Origin of the sequence: Nonomuraea sp. NPDC050691, assembly GCF_040654455.1 — a bacterium.
Lineage (GTDB): Bacteria > Actinomycetota > Actinomycetes > Streptosporangiales > Streptosporangiaceae > Nonomuraea.
The window spans coordinates 1-17861 of the sequence record NZ_JBFAIA010000173.1; the positions used below are offsets into that span (position 1 = coordinate 1).

The following is a 17861-nucleotide window of genomic DNA, read 5'->3' on the forward strand; positions in this document are numbered from 1 at the left end:
CTTTTAAGGGCAGCCAGAGAGAAGGGTCGGGTTACCCATAAAGGGAATCCCATCAGACTAACAGTGGATCTCTTGCAGAAACTCTACAAGTCAGAAGAGAGTGAGGGCCTATATTCAATATTCTTAAAGAATTTTCAACCCGGAATTTCGGCACGGCCGCGGGCAGCGGGTCGACCAGCCGCCCGACGGGCGTCACCTTTCCCCGGTTGGCGAACCCCCAGTCGAGCAGCCCGGCCACCTCCTCCCAGAAGTAGCCGTCGTGCCGCATGATCGCCACGATGATCGTGTGGCCGTCACGCGTGGCCGCGCCGACGAAGCTGCCGAGCGCCTTGGACGTCCAGCCGTTCTTGACGCCGATCATGCCCTTGTAGCGCCACAGCAGCTTGTTGTGGTTGCTGATCTCGTAGTAGTTCTTCGGCGCCGGGAACTTGGCGACCTTCGTGCTCACGTACCGCCGGAACTCGGGGTTGGCGAGGCCGGCGCGGGCGATGAGCGCGAGGTCGTAGGCCGAGCTGCTCTGCCCGGGCTGGTCGAGGCCGCTCGGCGTCCTGGCGACGGTGTCGTTGGCCTGCAGGTGCCGGGCCTCGGCGTTCATGTCGCGCAGCGTCTTCTGCAGGCCGCCGTTGGCCTCGGCCAGCGCCATCGCCGCGTCGTTGCCGGACGACATCATCAGCGCCTTGAACAGGTCGTCGACCTTGTAGATCGGCTTGGTCGTCAGGCCGACGGCGCTGCCCTCCTGGTTGACGGCCTCGCGGCTGGGCCTGACCGTCCTGTTCTTGTCGAGCAGCGGGATGAGGGTCACGGCGGTCAGGATCTTGAGGGTGCTGGCCGGGAGGTACCTGCCATGGGGGTTCTTCGCCGCGAGCACCTCGCCCGTCCCGGCGTCGGCGATCACGTACGAGGTCGCCTTGGTCTTGGGCGGCTCCTTGACGCCGTCGGGCGCCACCATGCCGTGGCGGACCAGCCGCTCGCCCCCCACCGGTTCCGGCACCGCCGGCGAGGTCAGGGTCGGCGCGGCGGGCGTCGCCGGTGAGGCATAGACGGGCGCCGTCGGTGAGGCGTGGGCGGTCCCGGTGAGTGTGACCGCGGCGAGGAGTGCCGTGGCAGGCACCAGTTTCGTCCACATGGCGATCTCAGACTAGCTTCGAGTTCTTGCACATGTGGCGACACATTCCCCGGGAGGTCCTACCTCGATACTAGAGGGGTGGGTATGTCGCGAAAGATCGCCGGATTCCTCATTCTTCTCGGGATTTTCATGATCTTTGAGTGGGTGAATCTGGGGTTTAACCTGGCCGACGGGCATCCGACCGCGTTCTACGTGGTGCACGGCATTCTGATCGCCGTCAACCTCGTGCTCGGTGCCGTCGTCGGCGTCATCGGCTGGAAGGCGCTCCGCAGAGGGCGAGACGGGTCAGGCGATGAAGTTCGTCGGCCTCCTCGCGCGAGTCGCCGATCGAGGTGAAGCCCAGCTTCCCGTGCTCCGGGATCGCGCCCAGCAGGTGGAAGACGTTCCCCTTGCGGGCCGCGTGGTCGAAGCCGAGACCGAGCCGCTCGGCGAGTCGCGTCACCTCGCCGGGGGAGCGCCCGCGCAGGCAGGACGACGAGCAGTTGTCGGTGGCGGTGTAGTACTTGGGCCGGCCGTCGGCCATGAGCAGCCCGGTGCCCGGGTCGTAGGTGGCGCCGGTGGTCAGGATCGCGGCGCCGAACGGGTGGGTCGTGCCGCCGATGCGCAGGTTGATCTCGCACAGCAGCGCGGCGTAACCCGCGTCGGCCTTGAGCGCGAAGAAGTCCATGCCGAACAGCCCGACCACGCCCCGCTCGGCGAGGATGGCGGCGATCCTGGCGGCCGACGCGCCGACCTCGGTCCGGTACTCCGGGGCGGCGGGGAACGTGCAGCCCTGGTAGACGTCGTTGTTCGCGCCGCCGAGCACCTGGTCGTGCGTCGCCACGACGTCGTGGTGGCCGCCCGGGGTGATCCGGGCCAGCGCGCTCGGGTAGTACAGCGGCCGGTGCTCGATGAACTCCTCGACCACCGCGCCCCGCTCGGAGATCTTGGCCGAGAAGGTGTCCCAGGTCTCGCCGGCGGCCGAGAAGTTGAAGCGGGAGGCGCCCGACTTGCTGACGATGGCGTTGCCGAGGCCGGAGTAGCCGTCGTTCAGCTTGACGATGACCCGTTCGCCCGGCAGCGCGTCGATGGCGTCCTGGATCTCCGCCTGGGTGCGCAGGTCGCCGAAGCCGCGCGCCATGGGCACGCCGGCCTCCTGGCCGACCTCGCGCGCGCCGCTCTTGGAGCCGTAGTAGGCGAGCGAGGTGGCCGGTCCGTAGAGGGGTACGCCGAGTGACGAGGCGAGCTCCTCCTCCAGCTCGCTCGGCACGAACGGGACCATCCAGGCGTCCTCGCCGTCGATGGCCGCGCGGACCTGTTCGATCATCTCGGGCCGGGAGAGCAGGCTCCGGGTGAGCGGCTGGGTGCGGGGGTCGTCGAGGCTGATGAGCGTGAGCCGCTTGGCGGCGTCCTCGGGGTCCGGCAGGAAGCCGAAGTAGTAGTCGACGATCTCCTGGTCGATGGGCATGGAGGAGAGGTAGACCACCTTGACCCCGGGCTCGCGGAGGCTGAGGAGGAGGAAGAGCAGGCGCTCCTCGTAGCACCTCGCGGCTGTGATGCGACGCAGCTCGTCCTGCGGAAGGGAGAGCGAGGGCACGACCACCAGGGTCCCCTCGCTCGGCTCGAAGATGCTCAACCGTGCATACTTCTCCCCGAACGGGATTTTAGTGATCATATTGCGAGTGAAGCACGCATTTTTCGCTAAAGCAGCCGTCGTCGCAGTGGCATGACCATGACAGAAGGTGACAGGATTCGAAATCGGGCAGCAAGTTTGGAAGTGGTGTCAACGGGTCACCATCTAATGATCCGTTGTGACTATTTCAGGGTCACTTGCCCCTCCCGAACCGTGACGCCACCGGGTTACGGGCATGCCGTCGGCTAATTTTTGGGGTAGTTGTCCGCGGGGCGGGGCGCGGGAGCGATAAAGTCGAACCATCGCCATCGGGCTCACGGTCACCCACCGTGCTCCGGGGCTGTCGCGGTTGCCCTCCACACGGAGTCCTCCGGCCGCGCCCGTTGCCGACGACCCTGGCACCAGCCTCGGGGGTCCGGCTTTCGATCCGCCGGGTCGCTGCCCTGACCGGGCAGCGGCCTCTGTGAGACCAAGACGGGACAGTAACAACGTTCAGAGTAACGACATTTGACGATATGGGCCGTGGGCATGGGGCAGTAGACGTCCCACGGCATGGAACGGGACGGTGACTGATGCGGGGACGTGAGCTGCGGGGAGAACTCGACGCGTTCCTGGGCGAGCACGAGCAGGACCTGGTGGAGTTCCGGCGCGACCTCCACCGGTACCCCGAGCTGGCCTTCGCCGAGTACCGCACGACGCAGCGCATCGCCGACCGGCTCGGCGCCGCCGGCCTGCTCCCCTCCGTGCTCCCGCGCGGCACCGGCCTGATCTGCGACGTCGGCAGCGGCGACGGCCCCACCGTCGCGCTCCGCGCCGACATCGACGCCCTCGGCCTGCAGGACGAGAAGGAAGTGTCCTACCGCTCGACCGTGCCGGGCTCCTGCCACGCGTGCGGCCACGACGTCCACACCACGATCCTGCTCGGCACCTCGCTCTTCCTCGCCCAGCAGGCCGCCGCGGGGCTGCTGCCCGGCCGCGTGCGGCTGATCTTCCAGCCCGCCGAGGAGCTTCCCGGCGGCGCGCTGGAGGTCATGGCCCACGGCGGCATCACCGGCGTCGACCGCATCTTCGGCCTGCACTGCGACCCCCGCCTCGACGTCGGCCACGTCGGCCTCAAGCCGGGCCCCATCACCTCCGCCTGCGACAAGCTCGTCGTGCGGGTCTCCGGCCCCGGCGGCCACACCGCCCGCCCCCACCTGACCGCCGACCTCGTCTTCGCGCTGGCCAAGGTGCTCACCGAGCTGCCCGCCGCCCTGTCGCGCCGCGTCGACCCGCGCAGCTCCCTCAGCCTCGTCTGGGGCAAGGTCGAGGCCGGGTCGGCCGCCAACGCCATCCCCGACGACGGCGTCGCCGAGGGCACCGTGCGCTGCCTGGACGAGAACGCCTGGCACGCGGCCCCCGACCTCATCAAGGCCCTGCTCGACTCCGTCGCCGGCGCGTACGGCATCGAGGCGCAGATGGAGTACGTCCGCGGCGTCCCGCCGGTGGTCAACGACGAGATGAGCGTCGAGATGCTCGCCGAGGCCGCCCAGCGGGCCCTCGGCCCCGGCTCCGTCGCCCCCACCCAGCAGTCGCTCGGCGGTGAGGACTTCGCCTGGTACCTCGAGTCGGTCCCCGGCGCGTTCGCCCGCCTCGGCACCCGCTCCCCGGGCGGCGAGACCTACGACATCCACCAGGGCACCTTCGACGTCGACGAGTCGGCGATCGGCATGGGCGTGCGGCTCATGGCCGCCACCGCGCTGACGGCCCTGTGGGAGTCCAGCCCGGTCACCGCCACCGATCCCATCACCTCCCTGGCCTGACCCCGGCGCCACTCGCCGGGGTGCCGGACGGCAGGTCACAGGAGGGGCAGGACCGAGGCCGGCAGCGTGAAGGCCGAGCGCGACGGGGCCAGTGTGATCCTGGTGCCCTCCGGGTAGCGGAGCGTGAAGTCGCGGTCCGTCGACAGGATCACCAGCCCCAGCCGGTGCCCCTTCTTGAAGACGTGGTCGGTCGCCTGCAGATCCCACCGGAAGGTGTACTCCCGGCCCGGCTTCGGCGGCTCGGTCACGTCGAAGCGGTGCCGGTTGCGGGTGTCCAGCCAGCCCCGGGAGACGATCATGTACGGGGTGGTCGCGGTGCCGAGCGTCCGCAGCGGCGTGCACCCCGTGTCGCCGGGCACCCCCTGGCCGTAGCAGAGCGTCTCCCCGGTCGGCACCAGTGTGCCGGTGGGCCGCACGTCCGTGCCGTAGTCCACCAGCAGCGCCGTCAGGTACGGCGACGGGCCGCCCGACAGCGAGGCCGTGACCGACACGGACGGCGTGCCGGAGACCCGCACATCGGCCGGGAGCGGCGAGGTGAGGTAGGCGAGGCGGTTCGGGTCCGGCGCGGGCGCCGACTCGGCGAGCTGCTCGGCCGTACGGGACTTCTGGTCCGTGAACGCCTCCCTGGCCAGCCCCGCCCTGCCCATCCCCGCCGGGGGCGCCAGCCCCAGCCGGCCGCCCGTGCCGAGGTGCAGCCGCACCGGCACGGCGCCGGGCACGGGCCATGACCGGTAGCGCTGCCAGGTGCCCGGCGCGGTCTCGACGTCGGCCTGCGGCTCGCGCGCCGTCCCGCCGGCCAGGCCGTACAGCCAGTGGTCGAACCAGCCGTGGAGCTGCCGCAGCCACTCGGCGGTGCGCAGGCTGAAGGGGTTCATGTGCGTGCCCTGGTGCAGCCAGATCTTGCGCGGCACGTCCCGCCTGGCCAGGGCCCGCCACCACTGGGCGAACTGCCCCGTCTTGACGTTCCAGTCGTTGAGCCCGTGGACCAGGAAGACGCTGGCCCGCACCTTGTCCACGTCGCGCAGGTAGTTGCGGGCGTCCCAGAAGCGGCTGTAGTCGCCGGTGATCCGGTCCTGCTCGGCCGTGAGGCGGTCGACGACCGGGCCGCACACCCGCTGCCCGTCGGCCCGGGTGAGCACGTACTTCGCGAGCACGTCCGCGTCCTCGCCCTGGAAACCGCCCGGCGCGACCACGCCGCCGCCCGCCCGGTAGTAGTCGTACCAGGAGGAGATCGCGGCGATCGGCACGATCGTCTCCAGCCCCTCGACGCCGGTGGAGGCGACCGCGTTGGCCAGCGTGCCGTTGTACGACACGCCGATCATGCCGACCTTGCCGGTGGCCCACGAGGCGGTGACGGGCTCGCCCTCGGCGGTGAAGCCCCTGGCCCGGCCGTTCAGCCAGTCGATCGCGGCCTTGGGCCCGGCGGTCTCGTTGCGGTCGCCGGTGGTCGGGCAGCCGGTCGCGCGTCCGCTGCCGAGGTTCTCCACCAGCGCGATCGCGTAGCCGCGGGGCAGGAAGTAGTTGTCGTAGTAGCCGGCGAACGGCTCGGCGGTCAGCTTGTCGGAGCGGGCGCGCAGGGTGGGCAGGGGATTGCCGTCCGCGTCGACGTCCACGACGTGGTTGGCCACGTCGTTGCCGCCCGCGTAGTACGGGCTCGACTCCATGATCACCGGGACCTTGAGTCCCTGGTCGGTCTCCTTGGGGCGCAGGATGTCCACGGCGACGCGGTCGGATGCGCCGTCGCCGTCGCTGTCGGTGCCCGCCACCTCGACGTACACGGTCTGCTTGATCGCCTCGGCCCGGGAGAAGACCGGCTGCGTGACGCCGTCCCGGACCACGATCGACGGGCCGCCGGCCGCGGCGGGCGGCGGCCCCCAGGCGAGCGTGAGCGCGATCATGCTGGCCAGGGGCACGGCGAGGACCTTGCGACGACGCATGAGATCTCCAGACGACCATTCCACCTCTGATCGAATCTCTGCCATGATCGGAGCGAGGGCAAGGGCCCCTCCCTGGTCAAAATCCGGCAAAGGATGTCGGGGTGCTTGGGCGGCTCTGTATCCGCAGATCAGGTCACGGACGCGAGAGATGTCGATAACGGAGCGGTTGCGACCCCGGGTGCCGGTTTGGAGCGCCCAGACCAAGCAACTATCTTCCGTTTGAGTTGCCGTACTTTTCTTCGCGCCTGCGATGAAGTCTGACGGCGGGTTATTGGAAGGGAGTCGACTTGCTCGGCAAGCGATTCGGCAGGATGGCGGTCGGCACGGTGGCCGGCGCCATGCTCATGGCAGCCGCGGCTTGTGGCGGCAACAGCGGCGGGGACACCTCGGCGAGTTCCCAGCCCAGCGCGGGCGCCAGCAGCGACGCCCCCAAGGCGGGCGCCCTCAAGGTGGGCCTCGCGTTCGACGTCGGCGGGCGCGGCGACAAGTCCTTCAACGACGCCGCGTACGCGGGCCTGGAGAAGGCCAAGACCGAACTCGGCGCGGACATCAAGGACCTGAGCCCGGCCTCCGACGGCTCCAACCGCGGTGAGCTGCTGCGCCAGCTCGCGGACGCCGGCTACAACCCGATCATCGGGGTCGGCTTCGCCTACGGCGAGGACATCAAGAAGACCGCCGAGGAGTACCCCGACATCCAGTTCGCGGTCGTCGACTCCGCCTCCAACGCCCCGAACGTGACCGGTCTGCAGTTCGCCGAGGAGCAGGGCTCCTACCTGGCGGGCGTGGCCGCGGCGCTGAAGGCCAAGAGCGGCCACGTCGGCTTCGTCGGCGGCGTCGAGAACGACCTGATCAAGAAGTTCGAGGCGGGCTTCGTGGCCGGCGTGAAGTCGGTCAAGAAGGACGCCAAGATCGACGTCAAGTACCTCACGCCCGACGGCGACTTCAGCGGCTTCAAGGCCCCCGACAAGGGCAAGGTGGCGGCCGAGAAGATGTACCAGGACGGCGCCGAGATCGTCTACCACGCCGCCGGCGACTCCGGCCTCGGCGTGTTCCAGGCGGCCGCCGCGGCCAAGAAGAAGGCCATCGGCGTCGACGCCGACCAGCGCCAGACCATCAAGGAGACCGACCTGCAGTCGGTCATCATGACCTCGATGCTCAAGCGCGTGGACGTCGGCGTGTTCGAGTTCATCAAGGCGTTCCAGGGCGGCGCCAAGGGCGGCAGCAACACCGTCTACGACCTCAAGGTCGACGGCGTGGGCCTGGCCACCACCGGTGGCGAGATCGACGACATCAAGGACAAGCTCGACGCCGCCAAGCAGGACATCGTCGACGGCAAGATCACCGTTTCGGCCAAGCCGTAGCGTGTGACAGGGACAACGACCGAGGGCCCGGAGTCCGTACGCCGGGCCTTCGGTCTATTGCGCCCGCTCCACCCGGCCCGGAGGCGCGGGAGTGAACCAGCGATCCGGAGCGGAGCGAATGAGGAACGGTGAGCGACCAATGAACGCCGACGCCCCCGCCGCGGCGCGACCCGCCGTCGAGCTGGAGGGCATCACCAAACGCTTTCCCGGCGTCGTCGCCAACCACGACATCCGCATCACCGTCGAACCCGGCACGGTGCATGCGATCGTCGGGGAGAACGGCGCGGGCAAGTCGACCCTGATGAAGATCCTCTACGGCATGCAGAAGCCGGACGAGGGCACCATCAAGATCAACGGCACGGAGGTGTCGTTCCGCACGCCCAGCGACGCGATCGCGGCCGGCATCGGCATGGTGCACCAGCACTTCATGCTGGCCGACAACTTCACCGTGCTGGAGAACGTCGTCCTCGGCGCCGAGCCGAAGAAGGCGGGCGCCCTCGACGCCGCCCGGGCGCGCGCCCGCATCCAGGAGCTGTCCTCCACCCACGGCCTGCATGTGGACCCCGACCGGCTGGTCGAGGACCTCGGCGTCGGCGACCGGCAGCGCGTGGAGATCCTCAAGGTCCTCTACCGGGGCGCCCGCATCCTCATCCTCGACGAGCCCACCGCGGTCCTCGTGCCGCAGGAGGTGGACGAGCTCTTCGAGAACCTGCGCGAGCTCAAGGCGGGCGGCCTGACCGTCATCTTCATCTCGCACAAGCTGGACGAGGTGCTCAGCATCGCCGACGCGATCACCGTGATCCGGCGCGGCACCACGGTCGCCAGCGCCGACCCGCGCGAGGTCACCGCCCGCCAGCTCGCCGAGCTGATGGTCGGCAGCGAGCTGCCCACCCCCGAGACCCGCGAGTCCACGGTGACCGAAACCGTGGCCCTGAGCGTGTCGGGGCTGACCATGGAGGCCGACGGGTTCCGGCCGATGCCGAAGGGCACGCCGGTCGCGGAGTTCACGGCGGGCCTGCGCGCCGAGGGCCGGCGGCTCCTGCTCGACGACGTGTCGTTCGACATCCACCGGGGCGAGATCCTCGGCATCGCCGGCGTCGAGGGCAACGGCCAGACCGAGCTGATCGAGGCGATCATGGGCATGCGGCCCGTGCACGGCTCGGTGGAGCTCGCCGGCGCCGACATCAGCTCCTGGAGCACGCTGAAGCGGCGCGAGGCCGGCATCGGCTACATCCCGGAGGACCGCCACCGGCAGGGACTCCTGCTGGAGGCGTCGCTGTGGGAGAACCGCGTGCTGGGCCACCAGACGCGCGAGCCCTCCCGCCGCGGCGTCTGGATCAACCGGCGCGCCGCCAAGGCCGACACCCAGCGCATCATCGACGACTACGACGTCCGCACCCCCGGCGTGGACACCCTGGCCCTGGCCCTGTCGGGCGGCAACCAGCAGAAGCTGATCGTGGGCCGCGAGATGAGCGGCGAGCCGGTGTTCCTCATCGCCGCCCACCCCACGCGGGGCGTGGACGTGGGCGCCCAGGCCGCCATCTGGGACCACCTGCGCGCCGCCCGCGCCGCCGGGCTGGCCGTGCTGCTCATCTCGGCCGACCTGGACGAGCTGATCGGCCTGTCCGACACGCTGCGCGTGATCTACCGGGGACGGCTCGTCGCCCGGCTCGACCCGTCCGACGTGACCCCCGAACGGCTGGGCGGCTACATGACCGGCGCGATCAGCGGCTCCACGGCGGAGACCGCCGCGGCCGCCGACGTCCGCCCGGACGTGACGCCGAACGACGCGGCCGTGACCCAGACCGACACGCGTACCGACACGCGGACTGACGCCGGCCCCCACACCGGCGCGGAGGAGGCGTGATGCCCGCGGGGCTCTACCGGGCGCTGCTCACCGTCGCAGGCGCCGCCATCGCGATCGTGCTGGCGGTGGCCATCTCCAGCGTCGCCATCAGCGCGGCGGGCGCCAGCCCGGAGGCGGCGTTCGCGGCACTGTTCAACTTCGGCGACACCGAACGCGCGGTGGTGAACGGCGTCACCACCATGATCAACCGCTCGGTCCCGCTGTTCATCGCCGGCCTGGCCGTGGCGGTCGGCTTCCGGATGAACCTCTTCAACATCGGCGTCGAGGGGCAGTACCGGATCGCGGCCCTCTGCGCCGCGTTCGTCGGTGCCCAGTTCTCGCTGCCCGCCCCGATCCAGATCCTCGTGATCATCGTGGTCGCGGCGGCCGTCGGCGGCCTGTACGCGCTGATCCCGGCCGTGATGAAGGTCACCCGGGGCGTGAACGAGGTCATCTCGACCATCATGCTCAACTACATCGCCATCCAGCTGGCGGCGTTCCTCGTGCGCGGCCCGTTCACCGGCGAGCGCGCCAAGGGGCAGCTCACCACGAGCACGCCCACGCTGCCCGAGTCGGCCTGGTTCCCCAACCTCAACGGCCTGTTCGAGATCTTCGGGCTGCCCGCGCCGCGCGGCGGCGGCCTGTGGGGCTTCCTCGCCGTGGCGATCCTGCTCGGCGTGGCCGTCTGGGTGCTGCTGGAGCGGACCAGGTTCGGCTTCGAGGTCAAGGCGAGCGGCCTCAACCCGACGGCCGCGCTGGCCTCGGGCGTCAACCCGAAGAAGATGGTCATCGCCGCGATGGTGCTGTCCGGCGCGATCGCGGGCCTGATCGGGCTGCCGGAGATCCTCGGCGACAAGCACAACTTCGGTTCGAACTTCACCCCCGGCCTCGGCTTCCTCGGCATCGCCGTCGCCCTGCTCGGCCGCAACCGGCCGGCGGGCATCGCGGTCGCCGCGCTGCTGTTCGGCTTCCTCGACCGGGCGCAGGGGCCGCTGCAGTTCGCTGACGTCCCGCCCTCGGTCATCGCGATCATGCAGGGCACGATCGTGCTCCTGGTGGTCGTCGCCAACGAGATCACCAGCAGGATGGCGCTGCGGCGCGAGGAACGGCGGGCCGCGCGACAGCTCGGCAGGAACACTCCGGTTGAGGTGGCAGCATGACGACCGTCGCGGGCGCGACCCGGATCCGCAAGTACCACCTGGCGCTCATCGGCGTCGCCGTCCTCGTCCTGCTCATGTCGCTCGTCCGGATGATCTCCGGGCAGAACGACCTCACCTCCTCCGGGACGTTCGCCGCCGCGCTGATGCTGGCGGTGCCGATCGGCCTGGCCGGTCTCGGCGGCCTGTGGGCCGAGCGGGCCGGCGTGGTCAACATCGGCCTCGAAGGCATGATGGTGCTCGGCACCTGGTTCGCCGGCTGGGCGGGTTACCAGTGGGGGCCGTGGGCCGCGGTCGTCGCGGGCCTGCTCGCGGGCGCGCTGGGCGGGCTCATCCACGCGGTCGCGACCGTGACCTTCGGCGTCGACCACATCATCAGCGGCGTCGCCATCAACCTGCTCGGCCCCGGCATCACCCGCTTCCTGTCGGAGGTCCTCTACAAGGAGGGCACCCCGGCCGCCGCGGCGGGCGCCGGCATCACCACCTCGCCGCCACTGAAGTGGGAGGCGCCCACTCCCAGCCTGCCGCTGCTCTCCTCCGGCCCCGACTGGCTGGGCGGCCTGGAGCGCACCCACTGGTTCCTCGTGTCGGACGTGGCGGGGATCCTGCGCGGGCTGACGCACAATGTGAACGTGCTGGTCATCCTGGCCGTGCTGCTGCTGCCGCTGACGTTCTTCGTGCTCTGGCGCACGGCGTTCGGCCTGCGGCTGCGCTCGGCCGGCGAGAACCCGTGGGCCGCCGAGTCGCTGGGCGTCAACGTCTACCGCCTCAAGTACGCCGCGGTCGTCATCTCCGGCGCCTACGCCGGACTCGGCGGCGTGTTCCTGGTCTTCATCACCACCAAGTACGTCGAGGGCCAGACCCAGGGCCGCGGCTTCATCGGCCTGGCCGCCATGATCTTCGGCAACTGGCGGCCCGGCGGGCTCGCGGCCGGCGCCGCGCTGTTCGGCTACGCCGACGGCCTCCAGCTGCGCAGCAGTGGGGGCGGTGGGGCGGTCACGTCGATCCTGCTGTTCGGTGCCATCCTGCTGCTGATCTACGTCGGCGTGCGGATCCGGGCCATGCTCGCGCCGGTTCAGGGCGACGTGGCCGTCACCCGAACACCCAAGGACTACACGCTGCTGGCCGGCGCCGCACTGGGCGCGATCGCGCTCCTGTGGCTCTGGTTGACGGTCGACAAGCTGTCGGACGAACTCGTCCACGTCACACCATACGTGCTCACGCTGCTCGTGCTCCTGGTCGCCTCGCAGCGGCTGCGGATGCCCAAGGCCGACGGCGTGCGCTATCGCCGGGGGGAGCAACACTGATGGGCACCGACACGAACATCGACTGGGACGGGCTGCGGGCCGCCGCCACGGAGGCCATGCACGGGGCGTACGCGCCGTACTCCAAGTTCCCCGTCGGGGCCGCCGCGCTGGTCGACGACGGCCGCGTCGTGACGGGCTGCAACGTGGAGAACGCCTCCTACGGGCTCGGCCTGTGCGCCGAGTGCGGCCTGGTGTCGGCGCTGCACGCCTCGGGCGGCGGCCGGCTGGTGGCCTTCACCTGTGTGGACGGGCACGGCGAGCTGCTGATGCCGTGCGGGCGCTGCCGGCAGTTGCTGTTCGAGTTCGGCGGCGAGGCCCTGCTGGTGGAGACCGTGGACGGGGCGAAGCCGATGGCCGAGATCCTGCCCTACGCGTTCGGCCCCGACGACCTGTCGCGGAGCGCCTGATGGACGCCATCGAGGTCATCGTCGCCAAGCGCGACGGCCACGAGCTGACGACCGACCGGATCGACTGGGTGATCGACGCCTACACCCGCGGCGAGGTCGCCGACGAGCAGATGTCGGCCCTGGCCATGGCGATCCTGCTCAACGGCATGAACCGCGGGGAGATCGCGGCCTGGACCCAGGCCATGATCCGCTCCGGCGAGCGCATGGACTGGTCCGCGCTCGACCGGCCGACCGCCGACAAGCACTCGACCGGCGGCGTCGGCGACAAGATCACGCTGCCGCTGGCGCCGCTCGTGGCCGCGTGCGGCGCGTACGTGCCGCAGCTCTCCGGCCGCGGCCTGGGTCACACCGGCGGCACGCTCGACAAGCTGGAGTCGATCCCCGGCTGGCGGGCCTCGCTGTCCAACGACGAGATGCTGGACGTCCTGCGCTCCGCCGGAGCGGTGGTGTGCGCGGCGGGCTCCGGCCTGGCGCCCGCCGACAAGAAGCTGTACGCGCTGCGCGACGTCACCGGCACGGTCGAGTCGATCCCGCTCATCGCCTCGTCCATCATGTCCAAGAAGATCGCCGAGGGCACGGGTTCGCTGGTGCTCGACGTCAAGGTCGGCTCCGGGGCGTTCATGAAGACCGTGGAGCGGGCCCGCGAGCTGGCCGAGACGATGGTGGCGCTCGGCACCGACGCGGGCGTGCGCACGGTGGCGCTGCTCACGGCCATGGACCGGCCGCTGGGGCTCGCCGTGGGCAACGCCCTGGAGGTCGAGGAGTCGGTCGAGGTGCTGGCCGGCGGCGGGCCGTCCGACGTGGTCGAGCTCACCGTACGGCTGGCGCGGGAGATGCTGGAGGCCGCCGGGATCGCCGGCAAGGACCCGGAGCAGGCGCTCAAGGACGGGTCCGCGATGGACCACTGGCGCCGCATGATCGTCGCTCAGGGCGGCGACCCGGACGCGCCGCTGCCCCGGGCGGCCGAGACGATGACCGTCGCGGCCCCCGCGTCGGGCGTGCTGACGAGCCTGGACGCCTACGCGGTCGGTCTGGCCGCCTGGCGGCTCGGGGCGGGCAGGGCCCGCAAGGAGGACCCGGTGTCGTTCGGCGCCGGCGTCACCCTCCACGCCAAGCCGGGCGACCCGGTCCGCGAGGGGCAGCCGCTCATGACTCTGCACGCGGACGAGAGCGCCCGCTTCGAGCGGGCCCTCGCGGCCCTGGAGGGCGGCTACGAGGTCGGGCCGGGGGCGGGGGAGCACCTGCCGCTGGTCATCGACCGCGTCACAGCGTAGCGCCCCGCGACGTTCACGGGCCCGTGCGAGACGTCTCGCACGGGCTCTGTCGTGTCGTCGCGGGGCCTCGGCGCTCCAGGCGACAGGGACGCCTGGCGCGTCCGGCGACGGACGCGGCGGGTCAGGCGGCGGCCCGGGCGGCCAGCCGTCAGGCGGGTCAGGCGACGGGGACGGACGCGTCGGAGAAGACCTCGGCGAGGACGGCGCGCTGGGTCGGCAGGGCCGCCGTGTGGCGGGCGCGGCCGTCGTCGGTGAGGCACACGAACACGCCGCGCCGGTCGGCCTCGCAGGCGCCGCGCAGGACGAGGCCGGCCTTCTCCAGCCGGGCGACCACGCGCGACAGCGCGCTCTGGCTCAGGTGGACTTCGTCGCACAGCTCCTGGAGCCGCAGCTTCCGCTCGTGGCGGGCGAGCCGGTCGAGCACCTCGAACTCGCTGGCGCCGAGACCGTGCTTGTCGCCCAGCTCGCGCTCCAGCATGCACATGGTCCTGGCGTGCTTGGCCAGGACGTCATGCCACATCACGACGAACTCCTCGTCCATGACGCGGAGGTTACCACTCCGCGAAATCCTATGCAACGGCATTAAATGCGTTTGCATTAGATGCGGATGCATGTAATGTACAGACCCATGTCGTCTTCCTCATCTCGTTGGGGCGCGCTCGCCGTGCTCTGTGCTGTGATCTTCCTGGACGCCCTTGACGTCTCGATGGTCGGTGTGGCGTTGCCTTCCATCCAGCACGATCTGGGGTTGTCCACGTCATCCCTCCAGTGGGTCGTCAGTGGCTACGTGCTCGGTTACGGCGGCTTGCTGCTGCTCGGCGGCAGGACCGCCGACCTGCTCGGGCGGCGCAGGGTGTTCCTGGCCGCTCTGGGCGTCTTCGCTCTCGCCTCGCTGCTCGGCGGAATCGTGGACGACGGGACGCTGCTGATCGTGGCCCGCTTCGTCAAGGGCGTGTCCGCCGCCTTCACCGCCCCGGCCGCCTTGTCGATCATCACGACCACGTTCCCCGAGGGGCCGGAGCGCAACAGGGCGCTGAGCATCTTCACCGCCTGTGGCGCCAGCGGCTACTCGCTCGGCCTGGTGATCTCCGGTCTGCTCACCGAGATCGGCTGGCGCTGGACCCTGCTGATGCCCGTGCCGATCGCCATCATCGCGCTCGTCGCCGCGCTGAAGGTGCTGCCCCGCGTCGCCGAGGACCGCGCCGAGGGCGGCCACGACCTGCTGGGCGCCGTGCTGATCACCGCCTCGATGCTGCTGCTGGTCTTCACCGTCGTGCAGGCGCCCGAGGCCGGCTGGGGCTCGGTCCGCACCATCGGCTCGCTCGCGGCCAGCGCCGCGCTGCTCGGCCTGTTCGTCTTCGCCGAGCTGCGGATGCGCCACCCGCTGGTGCGTCTCGGCATCCTGCGCTCCGGCTCGCTCGTCCGCGCCAACCTCGGCCTGCTCATCCTCATGGGCTCGTACGTGGCCTTCCAGTTCGTCGCCATGCAGTACTTCCAGAACCTGCTCGGCTGGTCGGCCCTCGGCACGGCCCTCGCCTTCCTGCCCGCCGGCCTGCTCGTCGCCGTGACGTCCACGAAGATGGGCGACTTCGCCGACCGGTTCGGCACCGGCAAGCTCATCGTCGTCGGCGCCGCCGCGCTGGCCGGCGGTTACGCGATGTTCCTCGGCATCGACGAGCGGCCCAGCCTGGGCGGCCTGGTCATCCCGGGCATGCTCCTGCTCGGCGTGGCGTTCGCGCTGTCGTTCCCCTCGCTGAACATCCAGGCCACCAACGGCGTGGACGACGACGAGCAGGGCCTGGCCTCCGGCCTGCTCAACACCTCCGGCCAGGTGGGCGGCGCGATCGTGCTGGCCGTGGTCACCGCGGTCCTCACCTCCGGCCCGGGCGGCGGCCTGTCCATCGGCGCGCTGCGCTCCGCGATCGTGGTGTCGCTGATCCTCGCCGTGGTGGGGCTCGGGATCTCCGCCTTCGGGCTGCGTCCCGCCAAGCCCGCCCTGGCGGAGGAGCCCGAGGTCAAGGCGTACGAGACCGTCTGAGCCTCGTGCCGGAGGTCTCCGACCGCAAGCCCGGTTCCTGAGAGCGAAGGGCCCCGCCACGGCGGCGGGGCCCTTCGCCATGTGCGGGCACCGCGACGACCCGCGTCGTCCAGGCCGCACGACGACCCGCGTCGTCCAGGCCGCACGACGACCCGCGTCGTCCGGGCCGTACGACGAGCCGCGCCGTGCAGGCCGCACGACGACCCGCGCCGTGCAGGCACCGTGACAACGGCGCCCTTCAGGTATCACGGACCGTGCCGTCCGGGCTTCGCGGCGGCCCCGGCCGGGCATTTCCCCGGTATGAGCACGTCATCCCCGGCCCCGGCGCGCCCGGCGGCACGGCTGCGCCTCCTCGCCGGGCTCGCCGTCCTGGCCGCCGTGACCCCCCTGGCCGCCTGCGGCACCGGTTCGGGCGGCGCGGCGACCGCCACGATCTCCCCCGACCCGACCGCCCCCGTACGGCCCGGCGAGGACACCGCCACCGGCCCGGCCGCGACCCCCGCCGCGCCGGGCACGCCCGCCCCCACCGGGACCGCCGGCCCCGACGAGCTCGCCCCCACGCCCCTCCCGACCGGCACCGCGCCCGTCCGGGTCGAGCGCGACCGCGGCGAGCCCGTTCTCGTGACCGGGGTCCGCGCCGCCCGCCACGACGGGTTCGACCGCGTCGTCGTCGACCTCAAGGGCGGCATGCCCGGCTACACCGTCCGCTGGGTGGACGAGCTGGAGCAGGACGGCTCCGGCAAGCCGTTCGACCTGCACGGGCGCCCCTGCCTGTACGTCCTTCTCACCCCCGCCCAGGCGCACACCGACGACGGCGCCCCGACCTGGACGGGCGCCCCGCTCGGCGGGCCGCTGGGCAATGTCACGCGGATCCTCAAGGCGGGCGACTTCGAGGGCCGCGTGAGCGCCGGGATCGTCGCCGCCTCCAAGGCGCCGTTCCGGGTGCGCGAGTACACCCGTCCCGACCGCCTGGTCATCGACGTGGCACACTGACACGGTGGTGAGAAGGATCGAAGGACCCACGCGGATCCCGGTGCCCGGCGGCAAGCTCATCGACGAGCACATAGGCCGGGTCAACAGCGGCGACGAGGCGATCTCCATCGCGCACATGGTCGCGCCGCCCGGCTGGGAGGAGCCCGCGCAGACGCCGTCGTTCACCGAGTACACCGTCGTCCTGCGCGGCACGGTCGTCATCGAGCACGCCGGGGGCGTCACCGAGGTGTCGGCGGGCCAGAGCGTCGTGTCGGAGCCGGGGGAGAAGATCCGCTACAGCGCCGGCCCCGAGGGCGCCGAGTACGTCGCGGTCTGCCTGCCCGCCTTCAGCCCCGAGGCCGCCGGCCGCGAGTGACCCGCGTGCCCGGCCCGCGTGCCCGGCCCAAGGGGGACCAGCGTGCCCGGCCCCAAAGGGGGAGGGGCGCGGGCGTGGCGTACGCGCTCCCTGAGGCAGGCGGGAGGCCACATATCATGGCCTGATGAGCCTCACGCTTGACGAGATCCGCCGGGCGCCCAAGGTGCTGCTCCACGACCACCTCGACGGCGGCCTGCGCGCCGAGACGATCGTGGAGCTGGCCCGCGAGGCCGGTTACGGCGGCCTGCCCACGACCGACCCCGGCGAGCTGCGGCGGTGGTTCGAGGAGGCGTCCGACTCCGGCTCGCTGGAGCGCTACCTCACGACGTTCGACCACACGGTGGGCGTCATGCAGACCCGCGACGCGCTGGTCCGGGTGGCCGCCGAGTGCGCCGAGGACCTCGCCGCCGACGGCGTCGTCTACGCCGAGGTCCGCTTCGCGCCCGAGCAGCACACCACCGCCGGGCTAAGCCTCGACCAGGTGGTGGAGGCGGTGCTGGAGGGCTTCCGCCAGGGTTCGGAGGGGCGCGGCATCCGCGTCGGCACGCTGCTGACCGCGATGCGGCACGCCGCCCGCTCGATGGAGATCGCCGAGCTGGCCGTGCGCTACCGCGACGTCGGCGTGGTCGGCTTCGACATCGCCGGC

At 71.2% G+C, this 17861-nt stretch carries 14 protein-coding genes and 1 pseudogene; 11 read left to right on the plus strand and 4 right to left on the minus strand.

Going from position 1 to position 17861, the window contains the following annotated elements:
- Positions 1 to 52: 52 nt before the first annotated feature.
- Both AB0H81_RS36760 and AB0H81_RS36765 read right to left on the minus strand, forming a co-directional pair.
- Complete coding sequence (locus AB0H81_RS36760; protein WP_358384420.1) at positions 53 to 1126, minus strand: D-alanyl-D-alanine carboxypeptidase; 1074 nt, start codon at positions 1124 to 1126, stop codon at positions 53 to 55.
- 247 nt (positions 1127 to 1373) lie between these two features.
- Positions 1374 to 2741, minus strand: a complete 1368-nt coding sequence (locus tag AB0H81_RS36765) for a peptide ligase PGM1-related protein (protein ID WP_358384423.1) — start codon at positions 2739 to 2741, stop codon at positions 1374 to 1376.
- Positions 2742 to 3310: 569 nt separating this feature from the next.
- Here AB0H81_RS36765 and AB0H81_RS36770 point away from each other — a divergent pair.
- Positions 3311 to 4540: a M20 family metallopeptidase gene (locus AB0H81_RS36770; RefSeq protein ID WP_358384425.1), complete on the plus strand. Its 1230-nt coding sequence runs from the start codon at positions 3311 to 3313 to the stop codon at positions 4538 to 4540.
- 35 nt (positions 4541 to 4575) lie between these two features.
- On the opposite strand, the gene AB0H81_RS36775 is transcribed toward AB0H81_RS36770, so the two are convergent.
- A complete protein-coding gene (locus tag AB0H81_RS36775; protein ID WP_358384428.1) occupies positions 4576 to 6477 on the minus strand; it encodes a Xaa-Pro dipeptidyl-peptidase in 1902 nt (633 codons plus the stop codon).
- 287 nt (positions 6478 to 6764) lie between these two features.
- Here AB0H81_RS36775 and AB0H81_RS36780 point away from each other — a divergent pair, with 287 nt between their 5' ends.
- The 6 genes from AB0H81_RS36780 (at position 6765) to AB0H81_RS36805 (ending at position 13829) form a co-directional block, all read left to right on the plus strand.
- Complete coding sequence (locus tag AB0H81_RS36780) at positions 6765 to 7838, plus strand: BMP family ABC transporter substrate-binding protein (RefSeq protein ID WP_358384431.1); 1074 nt, start codon at positions 6765 to 6767, stop codon at positions 7836 to 7838.
- Positions 7839 to 7977: 139 nt separating this feature from the next.
- Entirely contained in the window at positions 7978 to 9705 is a 1728-nt protein-coding gene (locus AB0H81_RS36785; protein ID WP_358384434.1) for an ABC transporter ATP-binding protein, read from the plus strand.
- Positions 9705 to 10844: an ABC transporter permease gene (locus tag AB0H81_RS36790; RefSeq protein ID WP_358384437.1), complete on the plus strand. Its 1140-nt coding sequence runs from the start codon at positions 9705 to 9707 to the stop codon at positions 10842 to 10844. The genes AB0H81_RS36785 and AB0H81_RS36790 overlap by 1 nt, the downstream gene beginning before the upstream one ends.
- Positions 10841 to 12148: an ABC transporter permease gene (locus AB0H81_RS36795; RefSeq protein ID WP_358384439.1), complete on the plus strand. Its 1308-nt coding sequence runs from the start codon at positions 10841 to 10843 to the stop codon at positions 12146 to 12148. Before AB0H81_RS36790 ends, AB0H81_RS36795 begins: the two co-directional genes overlap by 4 nt.
- Positions 12148 to 12555 carry a cytidine deaminase gene (locus tag AB0H81_RS36800; protein WP_358384442.1) on the plus strand — a complete coding sequence of 136 codons (408 nt, stop codon included), beginning with the start codon at positions 12148 to 12150 and terminating at the stop codon, positions 12553 to 12555. Before AB0H81_RS36795 ends, AB0H81_RS36800 begins: the two co-directional genes overlap by 1 nt.
- Positions 12555 to 13829, plus strand: a complete 1275-nt coding sequence (locus AB0H81_RS36805; RefSeq protein WP_358384444.1) for a thymidine phosphorylase — start codon at positions 12555 to 12557, stop codon at positions 13827 to 13829. Before AB0H81_RS36800 ends, AB0H81_RS36805 begins: the two co-directional genes overlap by 1 nt.
- Positions 13830 to 13986: 157 nt before the next feature.
- Here the strand turns inward: AB0H81_RS36805 and AB0H81_RS36810 are convergent, their stop codons facing one another.
- On the minus strand, positions 13987 to 14370 hold the full coding sequence (locus AB0H81_RS36810) for a MarR family transcriptional regulator (RefSeq protein ID WP_358384446.1): 384 nt from the start codon (positions 14368 to 14370) through the stop codon (positions 13987 to 13989).
- Positions 14371 to 14457: 87 nt separating this feature from the next.
- Here AB0H81_RS36810 and AB0H81_RS36815 point away from each other — a divergent pair, with 87 nt between their 5' ends.
- The 4 genes and pseudogenes from AB0H81_RS36815 to AB0H81_RS36830 all read left to right on the plus strand — a co-directional run.
- Positions 14458 to 15867: an MFS transporter gene (locus AB0H81_RS36815; protein WP_358384449.1), complete on the plus strand. Its 1410-nt coding sequence runs from the start codon at positions 14458 to 14460 to the stop codon at positions 15865 to 15867.
- A 300-nt stretch (positions 15868 to 16167) separates the two neighbouring features.
- Entirely contained in the window at positions 16168 to 16860 is a 693-nt protein-coding gene (locus AB0H81_RS36820) for a hypothetical protein (protein WP_358384451.1), read from the plus strand.
- A gap of 4 nt (positions 16861 to 16864) precedes the next feature.
- Positions 16865 to 17215: a cupin gene (locus tag AB0H81_RS36825; RefSeq protein WP_358384453.1), complete on the plus strand. Its 351-nt coding sequence runs from the start codon at positions 16865 to 16867 to the stop codon at positions 17213 to 17215.
- Between the two features lie 124 nt (positions 17216 to 17339).
- A pseudogene (locus tag AB0H81_RS36830) lies at positions 17340 to 17861 on the plus strand (adenosine deaminase); the annotation flags it as partial.

Coding starts and splice junctions, on each gene's coding strand:
- AB0H81_RS36800 (WP_358384442.1), top strand. CDS start 12,148: ATGGGCACCGACACGAACATCGACTGGGACGGGCTGCGGGCCGCCGCC.
- AB0H81_RS36820 (WP_358384451.1), top strand. CDS start 16,168: ATGAGCACGTCATCCCCGGCCCCGGCGCGCCCGGCGGCACGGCTGCGC.
- AB0H81_RS36775 (WP_358384428.1), bottom strand. CDS start 6,477: ATGCGTCGTCGCAAGGTCCTCGCCGTGCCCCTGGCCAGCATGATCGCG.
- AB0H81_RS36785 (WP_358384434.1), top strand. CDS start 7,978: ATGAACGCCGACGCCCCCGCCGCGGCGCGACCCGCCGTCGAGCTGGAG.
- AB0H81_RS36790 (WP_358384437.1), top strand. CDS start 9,705: ATGCCCGCGGGGCTCTACCGGGCGCTGCTCACCGTCGCAGGCGCCGCC.
- AB0H81_RS36805 (WP_358384444.1), top strand. CDS start 12,555: ATGGACGCCATCGAGGTCATCGTCGCCAAGCGCGACGGCCACGAGCTG.
- AB0H81_RS36795 (WP_358384439.1), top strand. CDS start 10,841: ATGACGACCGTCGCGGGCGCGACCCGGATCCGCAAGTACCACCTGGCG.
- AB0H81_RS36760 (WP_358384420.1), bottom strand. CDS start 1,126: ATGTGGACGAAACTGGTGCCTGCCACGGCACTCCTCGCCGCGGTCACA.
- AB0H81_RS36770 (WP_358384425.1), top strand. CDS start 3,311: ATGCGGGGACGTGAGCTGCGGGGAGAACTCGACGCGTTCCTGGGCGAG.
- AB0H81_RS36810 (WP_358384446.1), bottom strand. CDS start 14,370: ATGGACGAGGAGTTCGTCGTGATGTGGCATGACGTCCTGGCCAAGCAC.
- AB0H81_RS36815 (WP_358384449.1), top strand. CDS start 14,458: ATGTCGTCTTCCTCATCTCGTTGGGGCGCGCTCGCCGTGCTCTGTGCT.